Annotated in this window: 17 protein-coding genes; 8 read left to right on the forward strand and 9 right to left on the reverse strand. The window is 64.3% G+C overall.

What is annotated here, in order from left to right:
• Positions 1-75: 75 nt before the first annotated feature.
• Complete coding sequence (locus tag BN69_RS01705; RefSeq protein WP_014889810.1) at positions 76-852, reverse strand: DUF1499 domain-containing protein; 777 nt, start codon at positions 850-852, stop codon at positions 76-78.
• Positions 853-1,082: 230 nt separating this feature from the next.
• Between BN69_RS01705 and BN69_RS01710 the strand changes: the two genes are divergently transcribed.
• Both BN69_RS01710 and BN69_RS01715 read left to right on the forward strand, forming a co-directional pair.
• Complete coding sequence (locus BN69_RS01710) at positions 1,083-1,295, forward strand: hypothetical protein (RefSeq protein ID WP_014889811.1); 213 nt, start codon at positions 1,083-1,085, stop codon at positions 1,293-1,295.
• A gap of 292 nt (positions 1,296-1,587) precedes the next feature.
• The gene (locus BN69_RS01715) at positions 1,588-1,893 is read left to right on the forward strand and encodes a TonB-dependent receptor plug domain-containing protein (protein ID WP_014889812.1); all 306 of its coding nucleotides are present in this window, start codon (positions 1,588-1,590) and stop codon (positions 1,891-1,893) included.
• 47 nt (positions 1,894-1,940) lie between these two features.
• On the opposite strand, the gene BN69_RS01720 is transcribed toward BN69_RS01715, so the two are convergent.
• From BN69_RS01720 to BN69_RS01735, 4 genes are all read right to left on the reverse strand, one after another.
• Complete coding sequence (locus tag BN69_RS01720; protein WP_014889813.1) at positions 1,941-2,510, reverse strand: NUDIX domain-containing protein; 570 nt, start codon at positions 2,508-2,510, stop codon at positions 1,941-1,943.
• A gap of 106 nt (positions 2,511-2,616) precedes the next feature.
• On the reverse strand, positions 2,617-3,807 hold the full coding sequence (gene tuf, locus BN69_RS01725) for an elongation factor Tu (RefSeq protein ID WP_014889814.1): 1,191 nt from the start codon (positions 3,805-3,807) through the stop codon (positions 2,617-2,619).
• A 94-nt stretch (positions 3,808-3,901) separates the two neighbouring features.
• Complete coding sequence (locus tag BN69_RS01730; RefSeq protein ID WP_014889815.1) at positions 3,902-4,513, reverse strand: hypothetical protein; 612 nt, start codon at positions 4,511-4,513, stop codon at positions 3,902-3,904.
• On the reverse strand, positions 4,510-4,713 hold the full coding sequence (locus BN69_RS01735) for a hypothetical protein (protein WP_014889816.1): 204 nt from the start codon (positions 4,711-4,713) through the stop codon (positions 4,510-4,512). The genes BN69_RS01730 and BN69_RS01735 overlap by 4 nt, the downstream gene beginning before the upstream one ends.
• A gap of 132 nt (positions 4,714-4,845) precedes the next feature.
• Between BN69_RS01735 and BN69_RS18315 the strand changes: the two genes are divergently transcribed.
• Complete coding sequence (locus BN69_RS18315; RefSeq protein ID WP_014889817.1) at positions 4,846-5,955, forward strand: DUF3611 family protein; 1,110 nt, start codon at positions 4,846-4,848, stop codon at positions 5,953-5,955.
• 112 nt (positions 5,956-6,067) lie between these two features.
• On the opposite strand, the gene pyrC is transcribed toward BN69_RS18315, so the two are convergent.
• Positions 6,068-7,369, reverse strand: coding sequence for a dihydroorotase (pyrC, locus tag BN69_RS01745; RefSeq protein ID WP_014889818.1), 1,302 nt, complete (start codon positions 7,367-7,369; stop codon positions 6,068-6,070).
• 135 nt (positions 7,370-7,504) lie between these two features.
• On the opposite strand from pyrC, the gene BN69_RS01750 reads away from it, so the two are divergent.
• The 5 genes from BN69_RS01750 to BN69_RS01770 all read left to right on the forward strand — a co-directional run bounded on the left by BN69_RS01750 (position 7,505) and on the right by BN69_RS01770 (position 12,163).
• The gene (locus tag BN69_RS01750; RefSeq protein ID WP_014889819.1) at positions 7,505-8,614 is read left to right on the forward strand and encodes a two-component system sensor histidine kinase NtrB; all 1,110 of its coding nucleotides are present in this window, start codon (positions 7,505-7,507) and stop codon (positions 8,612-8,614) included.
• A 254-nt stretch (positions 8,615-8,868) separates the two neighbouring features.
• On the forward strand, positions 8,869-9,531 hold the full coding sequence (gene ftsE, locus BN69_RS01755; RefSeq protein ID WP_014889820.1) for a cell division ATP-binding protein FtsE: 663 nt from the start codon (positions 8,869-8,871) through the stop codon (positions 9,529-9,531).
• A gap of 16 nt (positions 9,532-9,547) precedes the next feature.
• Complete coding sequence (locus tag BN69_RS01760; RefSeq protein ID WP_014889821.1) at positions 9,548-10,507, forward strand: cell division protein FtsX; 960 nt, start codon at positions 9,548-9,550, stop codon at positions 10,505-10,507.
• A 147-nt stretch (positions 10,508-10,654) separates the two neighbouring features.
• Positions 10,655-11,308: a YdcF family protein gene (locus BN69_RS01765; RefSeq protein ID WP_014889822.1), complete on the forward strand. Its 654-nt coding sequence runs from the start codon at positions 10,655-10,657 to the stop codon at positions 11,306-11,308.
• 66 nt (positions 11,309-11,374) lie between these two features.
• Entirely contained in the window at positions 11,375-12,163 is a 789-nt protein-coding gene (locus BN69_RS01770; protein ID WP_014889823.1) for a lysophospholipid acyltransferase family protein, read from the forward strand.
• A gap of 25 nt (positions 12,164-12,188) precedes the next feature.
• Here the strand turns inward: BN69_RS01770 and BN69_RS01775 are convergent, their stop codons facing one another.
• Genes BN69_RS01775 through BN69_RS01785 form a run of 3 tightly spaced genes read right to left on the reverse strand, consistent with a single transcriptional unit; the run spans position 12,189 to position 13,722 of the window.
• Positions 12,189-12,473: a hypothetical protein gene (locus tag BN69_RS01775; protein ID WP_014889824.1), complete on the reverse strand. Its 285-nt coding sequence runs from the start codon at positions 12,471-12,473 to the stop codon at positions 12,189-12,191.
• 25 nt (positions 12,474-12,498) lie between these two features.
• A complete protein-coding gene (gene thpR / locus BN69_RS01780; protein WP_014889825.1) occupies positions 12,499-13,068 on the reverse strand; it encodes an RNA 2',3'-cyclic phosphodiesterase in 570 nt (189 codons plus the stop codon).
• 30 nt (positions 13,069-13,098) lie between these two features.
• On the reverse strand, positions 13,099-13,722 hold the full coding sequence (locus BN69_RS01785) for an arylesterase (RefSeq protein WP_244435011.1): 624 nt from the start codon (positions 13,720-13,722) through the stop codon (positions 13,099-13,101).
• Positions 13,723-13,777 lie beyond the last annotated feature (55 nt).

Genomic DNA, 13,777 nt, shown 5'->3' on the forward strand with positions numbered 1-13,777 from the left:
GCTTTGCCGTGCAGACTAATCCAAGACGCCGCCGAAAACGAGCGCCTCGCGCTGCCGTTCAATTTGGGGAGCGCGTCAGCGCGTGTCGAGCTGCGATTGGAGTTCCTCGGCGAAGGCGGCGATTCTTTTGGCGTTCACGCCAAAGTCATGGCGTCCGTAGCGCGACGCCGAGCGCAGATCGATGCGCGTCTGGCCGGGCAGCGGCTTGAAGCGGACGGTGATGTCGTCGTCAAATCCCATGACGAGCGTCTTGTCGATGAAGTCGATATGACCGTCGCCGCTGCGTCCGCCCGGCGGCCGCTTGTCGACGAGCGTCCAGCCGCGGGCTTTGGCCGTTTTCAGCACCAGAGCAAAGGCCTCGTCCGTATCCAGATCGACGACGATCGGTTCGACGTCCGGATAGGCCGGCCGCTGCGTCTCCCGCGCGCGGGATGGGAGGCCAGGAGGCTGAAAGCCGCCGCGCGCCTCGAAGGCGGCTTTGGAAAAGGAGAAAAATGGCGGATCGGCGACGTCCGTCGAAATGTCGGAAAGCACCGGCAGCCGCACCGCCTCGAAGGCCAGATAGGCGGGGTAGCCCAGCGTCAACGCCGCGATGACGAACGCGGTCGCCGCGGCGCCGGCTCCGCGCCGTCCTGTCCGCCAAATCACGCTGCAAGCGGCGCAAAACAAAAGCAGCGCGATCAGCGCCAAGGCCATGGCCCCGCCAAGCGAGGCGAGCGCCGACGCCGGATCAAGGGCGCCAAGTCGCCCCAGCAGGATCGCCAAGATCGCCACAGTCGCGGCGAAAATCGCGAACCGTCGGCTCCAAAGCGCGACTTTCGACCAGGGCTCGGGCGGAAGATGACGTCGCATCGGTTCAATGACTCGCGTGACCGCCGCCAAGGGGCCAAGGGGCCAAGGGGCCAAGGGACGGCTCGGGCGCATTTTTCGCAATTTCACGGCGAATGCAACGGCTCTCGCGCATTTGAAAAAAAGTCGGGCGGGCGCCGCCTTCGGGCCGGTTCCTTAGCAGGTCGTTAACTTGCCCAGGACAATCCTAGGAATACGCCACTTGAGTTCCCCTCCTGTCGTCGAGCCCGCCCATGTCCGACAAGTATTCCGTCGAGTTTAACGAGCCCCAATCCGGCGGCCATCCCCATGACCTTCTCGCGCGGCTCTATCGCGAGATCGGCATTTCCGCCGTCGCCGCGGCGCTGGAGGTCGAGCAATTCGCTCAGCAGCCGACGGCCTCGATCGAGCGCCTCGACGAGCGCCGCCTGCCCGCGATGCTTCTGGGCGACGACCTCGCCGCCTGATCTGGCGCCAAGCACGGCGGCCAGCTTACACGGCCCTTTCGGCCGCCATTCGCCGGCAGGGGAATCGGGTGACGGATTGTTTTCCTCGCCCTCATCCTGAGGAGCCGCCGAAGGCGGCGTCTCGAAGGACGAGGGCAAAAAACTACGCGAAGGTGGGCTTCCTCGCCCTTCGAGACGCGTGCTACGCACGCTCCTCAGGATGAGGAAGCCCTTCACCCGATCGCCCTGCGTTCGCCGGCCTGCTTCCTTGTGACCCCGGATCCCTATATGCTTCGGGCAGGAGGACACCGCCATGCGCAAGGCTGTCGCCCTGTTCCTGCTCATCGTCGCCACGGTTGGTCTGACAAGCGCCGCCGCCGCCGACGTGCGGGTGCGCGGCGCGCACGCACGGGTTCATCGCGTCGCGCCGCCGCCGCAATATACTGACGACAGCTATTTCTCGGACTATGTGACCGGACCGACGGGGGCGCCGACGCCCGTCATGCAAGTGCCGGGCTCAACGAGCGTCGTCACGCGCAAGATGATGGACGACTTCCAGTCGCGCAGTCTCTGCGACGCGCTGCGGCTCGCGCCGGGGGTCAGCGGCGGAGGCTGCTAGCGTTCACCGTCATTCGCATGTGTCGGCTTACGCCGAGTCGATCTGCGTCAGTCGAAGAATTCAGGGCGGCGAAGACGCAGCGCCTGAACGAGGACCAGCGTCTTCATGTCGACGACGCCTTCCGCCGCCATCAGCGCGGCGAGTTCTTTGAGGCCCAATTCGACGACGCGAACCTCTTCATCTTCATGCGCGACGCCGCCGCCCTCGCCGACGCGATCCTCGGCCCGGTATTCGGCGAGATAAAGCGTCATGCGCTCGGTCGAGACGCCCGGCATCGACCAGGCGGTCGCGACATGTTCGAGCGCGCCGAGCCGCAATCCGCCTTCTTCGAGCGCCTCGCGTTTCGCCGTCGCGGCCGCATCGTCCTCACCCTCGACGCGACCGGCGATCGCTTCGAGCGACTGCGTCGCGCCGACGGCGATCAGCGCCGGGGCGCGCAGCTGCTCCACGAGCAGCGCCGTCCTGCGCGCCGGATCGTAGGGCAGCACGGCGGCCGCGCAGCCATGGTCCTCGACGTCGCGCTGGAAGGTTCTTCCGTCCGGCATGCGGATGGTCGCGATCGACATCGTCGCCCAGCGCTTGTGCGTGCGTTCAAATTTGACGACGGAAGGCTTCATGGCGGAGCTCAATCTCTTGCCGCGATCTAAATCGGGTCACTCCAAAAGCAAAGGGGCAAGAGCGCGGCTCCTGCCCCTCTGCTAAATTCTTAGCGCGCGTCAGCGGTCATTCGATGATGCTGGCGACGACGCCGGCGCCGACCGTTCTGCCGCCTTCGCGGATGGCGAAGCGCAGCTTCTCCTCCATGGCGATCGGCACGATCAGCACGACGTCCATCGTCACATTGTCGCCCGGCATCACCATCTCGACGCCGTCGGGAAGCGTGACGATGCCGGTCACGTCCGTCGTGCGGAAGTAGAATTGCGGACGGTAGTTGGTGAAGAACGGCGTGTGGCGGCCGCCCTCTTCCTTGGTGAGGATATAGGCCTCGGCCTTGAACTTGGTGTGCGGCTTCACCGAGCCCGGCTTGCACAGCACCTGGCCGCGCTCCACGTCCTCGCGCTTCGTGCCGCGCAGCAGGCAGCCGACGTTGTCGCCCGCCTCGCCCTGATCGAGGAGCTTGCGGAACATCTCGACGCCCGTCACCGTCGTCTTCGTCGTCGGACGGATGCCGACGATCTCGACTTCCTCGCCGACCTTCACCACGCCGCGCTCGATGCGCCCCGTCACCACCGTGCCGCGGCCCGAAATCGAGAACACGTCCTCGACCGGCATCAGGAAGGGCTGATCCTTCGGCCGCTCCGGCTGCGGAATATATTTGTCGACCTCCGCCATCAGCTTCAGGATCGCGTCATGGCCGATCTCGGGATTCTTGCCCTCGAGCGCGCACAGCGCCGAACCCTTGACGATCGGAATGTCGTCGCCCGGGAACTCATACTTGCTGAGCAGCTCGCGCACTTCGAGCTCGACGAGCTCCAGAAGCTCCGGATCGTCGACCATGTCGACCTTGTTCAAGAACACGACGAGCGCCGGCACGCCGACCTGGCGGGCGAGCAGAATATGCTCGCGGGTCTGCGGCATCGGGCCGTCGGCCGCCGAAACGACGAGGATCGCGCCGTCCATCTGCGCCGCGCCGGTGATCATGTTCTTCACATAGTCGGCGTGGCCGGGGCAGTCGACGTGGGCGTAGTGACGGTTCTGCGTCTCATATTCGACATGCGCCGTCGAAATGGTGATGCCGCGCGCCTTCTCTTCCGGCGCCTTGTCGATCTGGTCATAGGCCGTAAAGGTCGCCCCGCCCGTCTCCGCCAGAACCTTGGTGATCGCCGCCGTCAAAGACGTCTTGCCATGGTCGACGTGCCCAATCGTCCCAATGTTGCAGTGCGGCTTCGTGCGTGAAAACTTTTCCTTGGCCATGATCCTCGTTCCGAGTGGTCACGAGCCCGTCGCTCGCGCGCGGCGAGGCTTTAAGGGCAATGACGGCGGAGGGCAAGGGGTCGCGGCTCTCCGGTCACGGATCGCCGTTGTCCGCCACGATCCAGTTCGCGGCGAGCATATGAAAGTCCTTGAACGTCAATTCCTGCGGCTCCAGCTTCCGGACCCGCAATATGTCCGGCAAATCCGCTTGAAATCTTTTGAATTCGGCTGCTATCGCCCGACCCCCCGGGACGCGCGCATCCCCGGCCTCGTCCCGAAACCAAGTCGCGATCTCCTCGACAAGCCGGTCGATTTTCCCCTCATGCGCATGAATATCCTGCCCGGCGATGTCCGAGATGAATTGCTGATAGCGATATTTCTGTCGGTCGAAGATGAGCGCCTTCTTTCTCGAACGTTTAGGTCCGAAATTGCGCGCGCCCAGGAAAAGGCCCAGTTCAAGGGGCATGTTGAAGCGCGGTAAACCCGACGCCGCGTCCAGTTCAGTGTTGGAAATATCATGGACGCCATATCGGCATTCGCCAATAATGCGGCATATCTTCTCGATCCGCGCTTCGCCGCCATCGTCGTTTTCTCTAGCGCAACGCGGCGTATAGCCGGACCTCACGACAGTGAAGACGATGGCCTGAAAAAACTCTTCATAGTCCGGCGAAAACGGACAATTGATAAAAACGTCCTTATCCTTCATCCAGCCCGCTTGGCGGCGCGCACCATGGCGATGGCGTCGCGGATTTCCTTGGCCGAGAAATGCGTCGCCCCGCTTTTCGGCTTCAATATGCGCACGCCGTCTTTGGTCACGCCAAGAACCTTGGGCGTGTTTGTGAGCGCGCTGGCCGCAAGCTTGCGGACTTCGCTAGCGCCGAGGGTTTTCTTGGAGCCTTTCGCCATGAGGAGATAATGGCCCGCCTTCCCGCGCTTCGCAACCGGCCCCGCGCGGCCGCGACTAAAGCGCTGCGCGTTGAAATCGCCGCCGCGCGCGCCAACTGGTTGTGTGGCGGGGCCTAAATGCGGCGTTAGAAATTGCGCTACGATTTCTTTGACGATCCGGTCGATTGGGCGTTCGCCGCCCTCTTCGCCTTGCTCACCCTCGCCGCGTGGGGAGTGCGGCTTTGGGAGCCGTCGATCGGCGGTCCGTTCACACAACTGGCGCTGAACTTCGCCGCGCTGATCGTCATCCTGCTCGCCGCGCAATATCTGTGGCGCGCCTGGTTTCCGAATTACCCTTTTGGCGTCGGGCCGGCCTGGAGGCGGTTCGCCGCCTATCCGCTGCGCCAATTCATCTATGCGGCCGCGGGCCTGCTCGTCGTCAGCAGCGGAGTCGAAGCGATATTCAGCGGCGTTTCGTTTGACGTCATGGGCGTCTCGACAGGATCGCCGGGTCTGGCGGACGAAGGCTTCGCCGACGCCGCACGCGCGATGAACCGGATCGCCGCCTTCGCGCTCCCGGCCGGATTGGTCGCCTATCTGGGCTTCGTCGCTTTGGCCGGACCGGCGCGGCGCGCGACGTCCACGGCGCTTGTCGCCGCCGCGCCGCAACGGCGGGCGTTGGCGCTCTCGCCGGAGTCGGCTCTGGTCGGGCATGATCTTGGCCGTCGCATCCGCCTTATGGGTTGGATCGGATTCTGGCTGGATTTCATCCTGGCGTTCCTGACCGCCCCGCTCCTCGCCTTTGGCGCGGTAGGCCAATCCATCAGCTCCACCGTCTGGGTGAGCGATCCGATCCATTGGGGGTATTTCGGACTGGGACTCCTATTCGCTTCGCTGTTCCTGGATCTCTTTTCGACGATCGCCTCCGGCAGGCTGATGCGCGATCCGGCGAGCATGCTCGCCGCCGATCAGCCGGCGGCGCTCTGGTTTCTGGGCGCAAGTTCGCTCGTCAATGTGCTTGGCTCGGTGGTCTCGTTCATCGGCGTCGGCTTGAGCATCGCCCTGCTTGTCGCCAAGACCGTGTCGCAGCCGCCGGGGATCGCGATTACCGATCCGGACAGGATCGTGCGCGCGCTCGACGTCTTCATCTTAATGGCGAACTTTAACTTGCTTCTTGCTCATTTCATTGGAGCTGGGGCTGCGGTCTGGCTCAGCATGCAGGCGCTGAAGGCGCGGCACAAATTCGCTTTCGGACTGGGATGAGGAGCAAGCGACCGGCAAGAAAGCGCCCGACGGAGCCCCGATCGATCGCCGCGACTGAAGGCGAGCCGGGATTTAACGAAGGAGAGCATCCTGGCTCGCGCCCGCCTGGAGCCTATTCTTCGTAGACGACTGCGCCCCCGACGATGGTCGTCCTGACCACGCCCTGCAGCAGCGCCCCATCGAACGGGGTGTTCTTGGAGCGCGAGTGGAGCGCTCCGGGATCGACGACGAAGGGCGCGTCAGGATCGAAACGGATGATGTCCGCCGGGGCGCCTTTCTGCAGCCTGCCCTGCCGCAATCCCAGAATTTCCGCCGGGCGCGACGTCATCGCTTCGAGCAGACGCGTCAGCGGGACGTCGCCCGAATGCACGAGCCGAAGTCCCGCCGCGAGCATCGTTTCGAGGCCGATCGCCCCATATTCGGCTTCCGCGAAAGGCAGCCGTTTGGTTTCGACGTCCTGCGGGTCATGGTCGGAGACGATGACGTCGATCAGGCCTTCGCCCAGCGCGCCAACGAGCGCCTTACGTTCATCCTCATGGCGCAAGGGCGGTCGGAGCTTGAGGAAGGTGCGGTAGTCGCCGATGTCGTTCTCGTTCAGCGTCAGATGATTGATCGAGGTCCCGCAGGTGACGGCCAAGCCCTCGTCCTTGGCTCTGCGCAATGCGTCCAGCGCAAGCGTCGTCGTCACGATCGCCGAGTGATAGCGCGCGCCGGTCAGCGCGACGAGCCGCAAGTCGCGATCGAGCATGATCGCCTCCGCTTCACGCGGCGCGCCGGATAGGCCGAGCCGAAGCGCAAATTCGCCTTCGTTCATGACGCCGACGGAAAGGTCGGGGTCTTGGGCGAAATGAATGACGAGCGCATCGAAATCGCGCGCATAGGTGAGCGCGCGCCGCATGACGAGCGCGCTTCGCACCGAGCGCGCGCCGTCGCAGAAGGCCACCGCGCCCGCCTGCCGCAGCAGCCCCAGCTCGGCGATCTCCTTGCCCTCGCGGCCTCTGGTCAGCGCCGCCATCGGCGCGACGCGGACGCGCCCGGTGTCGCGCGCACGGCGCAAAACGAAATCGACGACGGCGGGGTCGTCGACGGGCGGCGCCGTCGCCGCGGTCGACACGATTGTCGTCACGCCGCCCGCCGCGGCCGCGAGAGTCGCGCTGGCGATGGTTTCGCGATGCTCCGCCCCCGGCTCGCCGACGAAGGCCTGCATGTCGATGAGGCCCGGCGCGACCACGTCGCCGGCGCAGTCGATGACGCGCGCGCCTTCGGGAGCGTCGCCCTGTCGAACGGATTCGCCGAGCTCCGCGATGACCCCGTTTATCGTCGCCAGACCGCCGCGCATTTGGCGACCCGAGCCGGGATCAATCAGCCTTGCGTTGAGAAGGAACAGCGGCGCTGGAGCTTGTGGCGGCGACATGGCGTCTGCTTAGGCCATTTCTCGGACGTTGAAAATGCGCCCGGGCCACGGGATATTGGGGTTGAACTCGTCCCGGCAGCGCCTAGCTACCGCGAGTTGGGGCTACGAGCGGCGCGTGCGCCCCTGGGAGAACGTATGCGTTCCCTCAGCCCTCCAGAATCTCCTCTCGCGCCAAATTTGGCGGGAGGCGAAGGACGCCCTGATCTTCCGGCGATGATGAACGCCGCCTTCGACGGAATCATCGCGCTCGACGAGCGCGGCGCGGTGCGCTCCATCAGCGCCGAGGCGGCGTCGCTGTTCGGCTACGCGCCTGGCGACGTCATCGGACGGGATTTCAGCATGCTGACGGCGGAGGCGAGCCAACGTCGCCGCGACGATCTGCGCCGGGGACCGCCAAGCATTCGCCGACGGATCGACGGCTTGCGCGAGGACGGCTCCGTCTTTCCCGTGGAGCTCGTCGTCAGCGAAGTCGCCTGCGACGGAGAACGGCTGTTTATCGCTTTGGTCCGCGATCTCAGCTCCAGGCGCAGCTTCGAGCAGGGGGTTCAGGAGCTTCAGGCCAACCGCCTTGAACTGATTGAGAATATGGCGGCCGGATTGGCGCATGAGCTGAAGCAGCCTTTGACGGCCATCGGCGCCTATCTCAATTTCGCGCGTCGGCGTCTGAACGAAAAAGTCCTCTCGATCGAGAAGGTCGAGGAGATGTTGGACAACGCCGATGCGCAAGTCTTTCGCGTCGCGGAAATCATGGACAATCTTCGCCAGTTCATCGCGCGCGGAGAAACCTCGAAAGCTCCCCAAAGTCTGAACGCCGTCATCCGAACCGCCTGCGAATTCACCGATGCGCTGGCCAAGGAACATCATGTCAAAACCGCGATCGACCTCGAAGCGTCGCCGGACACGGTGGTGATCAACAAAGTTCAGATTCAGCAGGTCGTCGTCAATCTTAAGCGCAACGCCGTCGAGGCGATGCAAGACAGCGAGCGGCGCGAGATGAGGGTGTCGACTCGGCTCGTTGGAGGCAATCTCATTCGCGCCGATGTCGCGGACACCGGGCCTGGATTGCCCGAGGAGATCAAAGACAGGCTCTTCGAGCAGTTCACGACGACGAAGCCGCACGGTCTGGGCGTCGGACTCTCCATTTCGCGCTCGATCGTCGAAGCGCATAACGGGAAGATCTGGGCGGAGCCCAACCCCGGGGGCGGAACCATCTTCAGCTTCGTATTGCCTCTGGAACATCGCTGACCGGTCGGTCAGGCGGAGCGGCGGCGCCGCCGGATCGGCGGCGCCGAGGCCGTCGCCGGCGCTGGCGCAGTCGGCGCGCTTGCCTCCTGCCGCGCCGCGCAAAAAAGCGCCGAGGCCGTTCTGAAAAAAACAAGAGATCGTTAGGAGTCGTTATGGTTAAGCACGGATGAACTGCTATTGTCGTGCGTTGCGCATCCGTTCAGAGCGTCATTCGAACCCAGCCGTTGGGGCCAGCTTCGGGGAGAGACGGCGTCGTGTTGAGCTTTGAGAATGTCGGCTTGCGCTATGGCGTCGGCGCCGAAACCCTCCGAGACGTGAATTTTCAGATCGAACCGCGTTCTTTCCAGTTCCTGACCGGCCCGTCAGGCGCTGGCAAGACCACCTTGATGCGATTGATCATCATGGCGCTGCGGCCGACGCGCGGGTTGATCAACATCTTCGGCAAGGACACGGCGGCTCTCAGCAATGCAGACGTCGCGGCGACGCGCCGCAAAATCGGCGTCGTCTTCCAGGACTTCCGCCTTTTGGATCATCTGACGCTCTACGAAAACGTCGCCCTGCCCCTGCGCGTGCTCGGCCGCGAGGAGTCGACCTATCGCGCCGAGGTGGTCGAACTGTTGCGCTGGGTGGGCCTCGGCGAGCGCGCGCATGCGTTCCCGACCATCCTTTCGGGCGGCGAGAAGCAGCGCGCGGCGATCGCCCGTGCGCTGATTTCGCAACCCAAACTGCTGCTGGCCGATGAACCCACGGGCAATGTCGACCCGACTCTCGCGCGCCGGATCCTGCGCCTCTTCATCGAGCTCCACCGATCCGGAACCGCCGTCATTATCGCCACTCATGACTTGAGCCTCATGGACCAGTATGAAGACGCGCGGCGTCTTGTGCTTGCCGACGGCCGGCTTCACATCTTCGAATGAGCAGACGATAGCCCTGATGCGATTTTGGTCCTCGATTCGCCCGGCCGCGTCCGATGTCGACGAAGACGCCGAAGAGATTCCGTCGCAAAGCGCGCTGGTGCCCGCCGATTCCGTCGCCGGCCGCTCGCTCGTCATCGTCATCGCGATCATGACCTTCCTCGCCGCGCTCGCCGCGAACGTCGCCATTCTCGTCGCGGATGCGAGCGTCGAATGGCGCGGCGACGTCGCGCGCGAAGCGACCGTGCAGGTGCGTCCGGTTCCCGGCCGCAACATCGAGACCGATGTTAGGGACGCGGCGGAGGCGATGCGGCGAGCGCCCGGCGTGCGGGAAGCGCGAGTCTACGCCAAGTCGGAATCCGAGGCGTTGCTGACGCCCTGGCTCGGCGAGGGCCTGAATCTTTCTGAGCTGCCCACTCCCCGCATGATCGTGCTGAAGCTCGACGCCGAAAATCGGGCGGATATGGACAAGTTGCGCATGGAGCTCGAGCGCGCCGTTCCTAACGCCGTGCTCGACGATCATCACGTCTTCATCGAGCGTCTCGGCGATATGGCGCGCGCGGCCGTGGCCATCGCCGCCCTCATCTTCGTTTTTATCCTCGCGGCCATGGCCGTCGCCGTGGCCTCGGCCACCCGCGCCGCCGTCGCGACAAACCGCGAAATCGTCGAAGTGCTCCATATCGTTGGCGCGGCCGACTCGTTCATCGCGCGCGAATTTCAGCATCGCTTCATGGCGCTCGGCTTTCGCGGCGCGCTGATCGGCGGCGGCGGCGCCATCGCTTTTTTCGCCCTGGCGCAGTTCTTCGTGCGGCGGTGGCGCGCGACCGGCGGCGGCGATCAGATGGAGGCCATGTTCGGCGATTTCACCATTGGCGCAAGCGGCTTCGTCGTCATCGTTCTGCTCGCTGGCGGCGTCGCCGCGCTGACCGGCTATCTCTCGCAGTTCATCGTGCTGCGCCACCTGCAGCGGCTCGGTTAAGCGCATTCGCCCAAATCGGCCTCGCCGATAACATCGGCGCAGAAATACCCCTATAGTCGCATCAGAATCGCGCCTCGCGCGTTCTGGTCAGAAAGCATGGGCGAAGGACTCCACGATTGTCGACCCCCGCACGTCAGGGAGTGAGGAATGGGTAGCGCCGTCCGCAAGGCCGCCTGCGCCATCCTCGCTGGCGGCGCTTTTCTCGCCGCGGCGCTCCTCTTGGGTTTTGTCGGCTTCGCGCTGTCGCTGCCGCGAGAGGAGTTCTCCATTCCGGTGCAGGCCGAAGGCGTGGTCGCGCTGACCGGCGGCTCGGATCGCGTGCTCGACGCGGCGACCCTTCTCGCCAGCGGCCAGGCGCGCCGCATGCTGATCACCGGCGTCAATCCCTCAACGCGCAGCTCCTTGCTGGCGAAAATACTGCCCATGTCGCGCGAACTCTTCGATTGCTGCGTCGACCTCGGCTACCAGGCGCTCGACACCGCCGGCAACGCCAAAGAGACGCGCGATTGGGCGCGCGAGCACAATATCACCCGCACGCTCATCGTCGTCACCTCGAACTACCACATGCCGCGCGCGCTGGTGGAAATCTCAGCCGCCTTGCCGAAGGTCGAGCTCTATCCCTTTCCGGTCGTCAGCGAACATATCGACGTCGCCGACTGGATCAGCGATCTGCGCGTCGCCCGTTTTGTCGGGAAGGAATATATGAAATACATAGGATCGCTGCTGCGCACCAAGCTGTTCAAGGAATATGAGGAGTCGGAGCCTCCCCCGCAGCTTCGCCACAGCGTCGCATCTGAGTGAAATCTTGTTTCAACGCCACTTGGCGCCGTAAAAGCGCGCCACGCCCCTTCACCCAGATCTCGCCCAATGCTCCTCCTGCGCTCCCTCATTTTCCAGATCGTGTTCTTCCTGAACATGTTCACGCTCATGATCGTCTGGCTGCCGGGCCTGTTGATGCGGCGCCAGATCAACCAGGAGCTTGGTCGCACCTGGGGGCGCACGACGCTCTGGCTGCTCGACAAGATCTGCGGGGCTAAGATCGATTGGCGAGGTCTCGAGAATATCCCGAAAGGCGCGGTGATCGTCGCCTGCAAACATCAGTCGATCTGGGAGACCTTCGTTCTGCCGATCCGGTTTCCCGACTTCAGCTATATTCTGAAGCACGAACTGATCTGGCTGCCTTTTTTCGGCTGGTACCTGCTGGCGGCCGAGCAGATCGCCATCGATCGCGCCAAGGGCGGCAAGCTGCTGCCGCAGCTGATCGCCAAATCCAAGAAGATTTTCGCCCAGGGCCGGCAGCTCTTCATTTTTCCCGAAGGCACGCGCCGCCCGGCCGGCGCGCCGCCGCAATATAAGTTCGGCATCGCGCATCTTTACGCGGCGACCGAAACGCCGGTGCTTCCCGTCGCCGTGAATTCCGGCCTGTTTTGGCCGCGCCGCTCGTTCCTCGTCCGGCCAGGAACCATCGTGATCGAGTTCCTGCCCTTGATCGCGCCGGGCATGGAGCCGCGTGAATTTTTCGACAAGCTCTCGACGGAGATCGAGACCGCGTCCGACCGATTGATCGCCGAAGCGCTGGCGAAAGACCCGTCGCTTGAGCCAGTCGTCGCAAAAGGCCGTGCGAGCGCTGAAAGTATGGCGCCGGCGCAGGAATGAAGGACGCGGCATTCTCCGGCCGACTCTAAAGAGTGTCCTGTTCAAGGTTGAGACGCCGCTCGACCCGCCGAAGACGCGCTTCAAATTCGCTGATAAGGACGCCGCGGCCGATCGCGGACGGATGATGTTCGATCACCGCTCGGCGCAATCCGACGATCTGCTCGCTTAGGTCCTTTCGCGTTGCATCGATTTTGGCGTCGAGCGACGTCAGATCCGAAGCGACATCGGCGCGCAAGGCGCGCGATTCATCAACTTCCGCGCGCATGTCGCGAAGCAGCTGCGGGATCGGACTTTCGGGCGGCTCGGCCAAAATATTTGCCCGTTTCTGCGTGCGCCTAACCCCCCGCCGTGCCCGTCAGCGCTTGCGGCGCCACAAGCAGCGGATATTCCGCCTCGACGATGTAGGGGCCGCCCCCCACGGAATCGCGCGACGAATAGAGCACGAAGCGCTCCGCGGTGAAGCGCAACGGCGGGAAATAGCCGCGCGCGCCGAGATAGGCGGCGACGGCGCCGGCGCTGGCGCCGCGCAGACGCGCGAGCGTCACATGCGGAATGAATTTGCGCGGCTCGGGCGGCGCGCCGAGCCGGCGCAACAGCCGCTCCTGCTCCGCCTGCATGTCCATGAGACTCGGCTCCAGCCGCGCGCGCGCGACGATGGCGCGGGGCTTGTCGCCGCCAAACGACGTCAGCTGGTCGAAGGTGACGACGACTTCCGGACGGCGGATGAAGGAGAGCGCATTCGCCGCGTCGCGCGCGAAAGCGTCGTCGACGTCGCCGATGAAGCGCAAGGTGACATGATAATTCTCAACGTCGATCCAGCGGGCGCCGGGGATTCCGCCGCGCAGACGCGCGAGGCTTTCGGCGATTGAGCGGGGAATCTCCAGGGCCGTAAATAGTCTGGGCATCACATCCTCCCCAAGCGGGATCGCGCAGCCTCATTGCGCGCGCGAGGTCCTACGCGCCCCCATGGAAACGAGCGTTCTTTCAACATAGGGTGCGATTTTTTTGACGATCTTCGCCACGCCGACGGCGTTGGGATGAATGCCGTCCGATATGAGGAGCGCGGGCGAGCCCCAGACGCCTTCCAAGATAAAGGGCACAAGCGGCGCCTCATGTTTGGCGGCAAGATCCGGATAAATCGAATCGAATTCCTTCTTGTAAGCTTGCCCGTGATTCGCGCTCGAGACCATCGCCGTCAGCACCGGGCGAACGCCTTTCTGCTTTAAGGTCGCAAGAATCCGATCGAGATTGGCGCGCGTAATTTTTGGATCGTGCCCGTTCAGCATGTCATTCGCGCCGAGCTCGACGACGGCGATGTCGAACGGCCCGGCGCCAAGCGTATAGTCGAGGCGCGCGAGCCCGGTCGTCGTCGTGTCGCCGGAAACGCCCCCCTGGACGACCTCGACATTATATCCGTCCTCGCTCAGGCGTCTCTTGAGTTGCGCCGGAAGCGAATCCGCGGCGTCGATGCCGGGCCCCGCCGTCAGGCTGTCGCCAAACGCCAGGATTCGCACGGGTTCGGCGCGCGCGGGCGTCAGCGCGATGGTCAGCAGGGCCAAGGACGCGAGAGCCGCGGCTTGGAGAGGACGGCGGAAAGCGCAATAAGGCGACTGG

This window comes from Methylocystis sp. SC2 (genome assembly GCF_000304315.1).
GTDB lineage: Bacteria > Pseudomonadota > Alphaproteobacteria > Rhizobiales > Beijerinckiaceae > Methylocystis.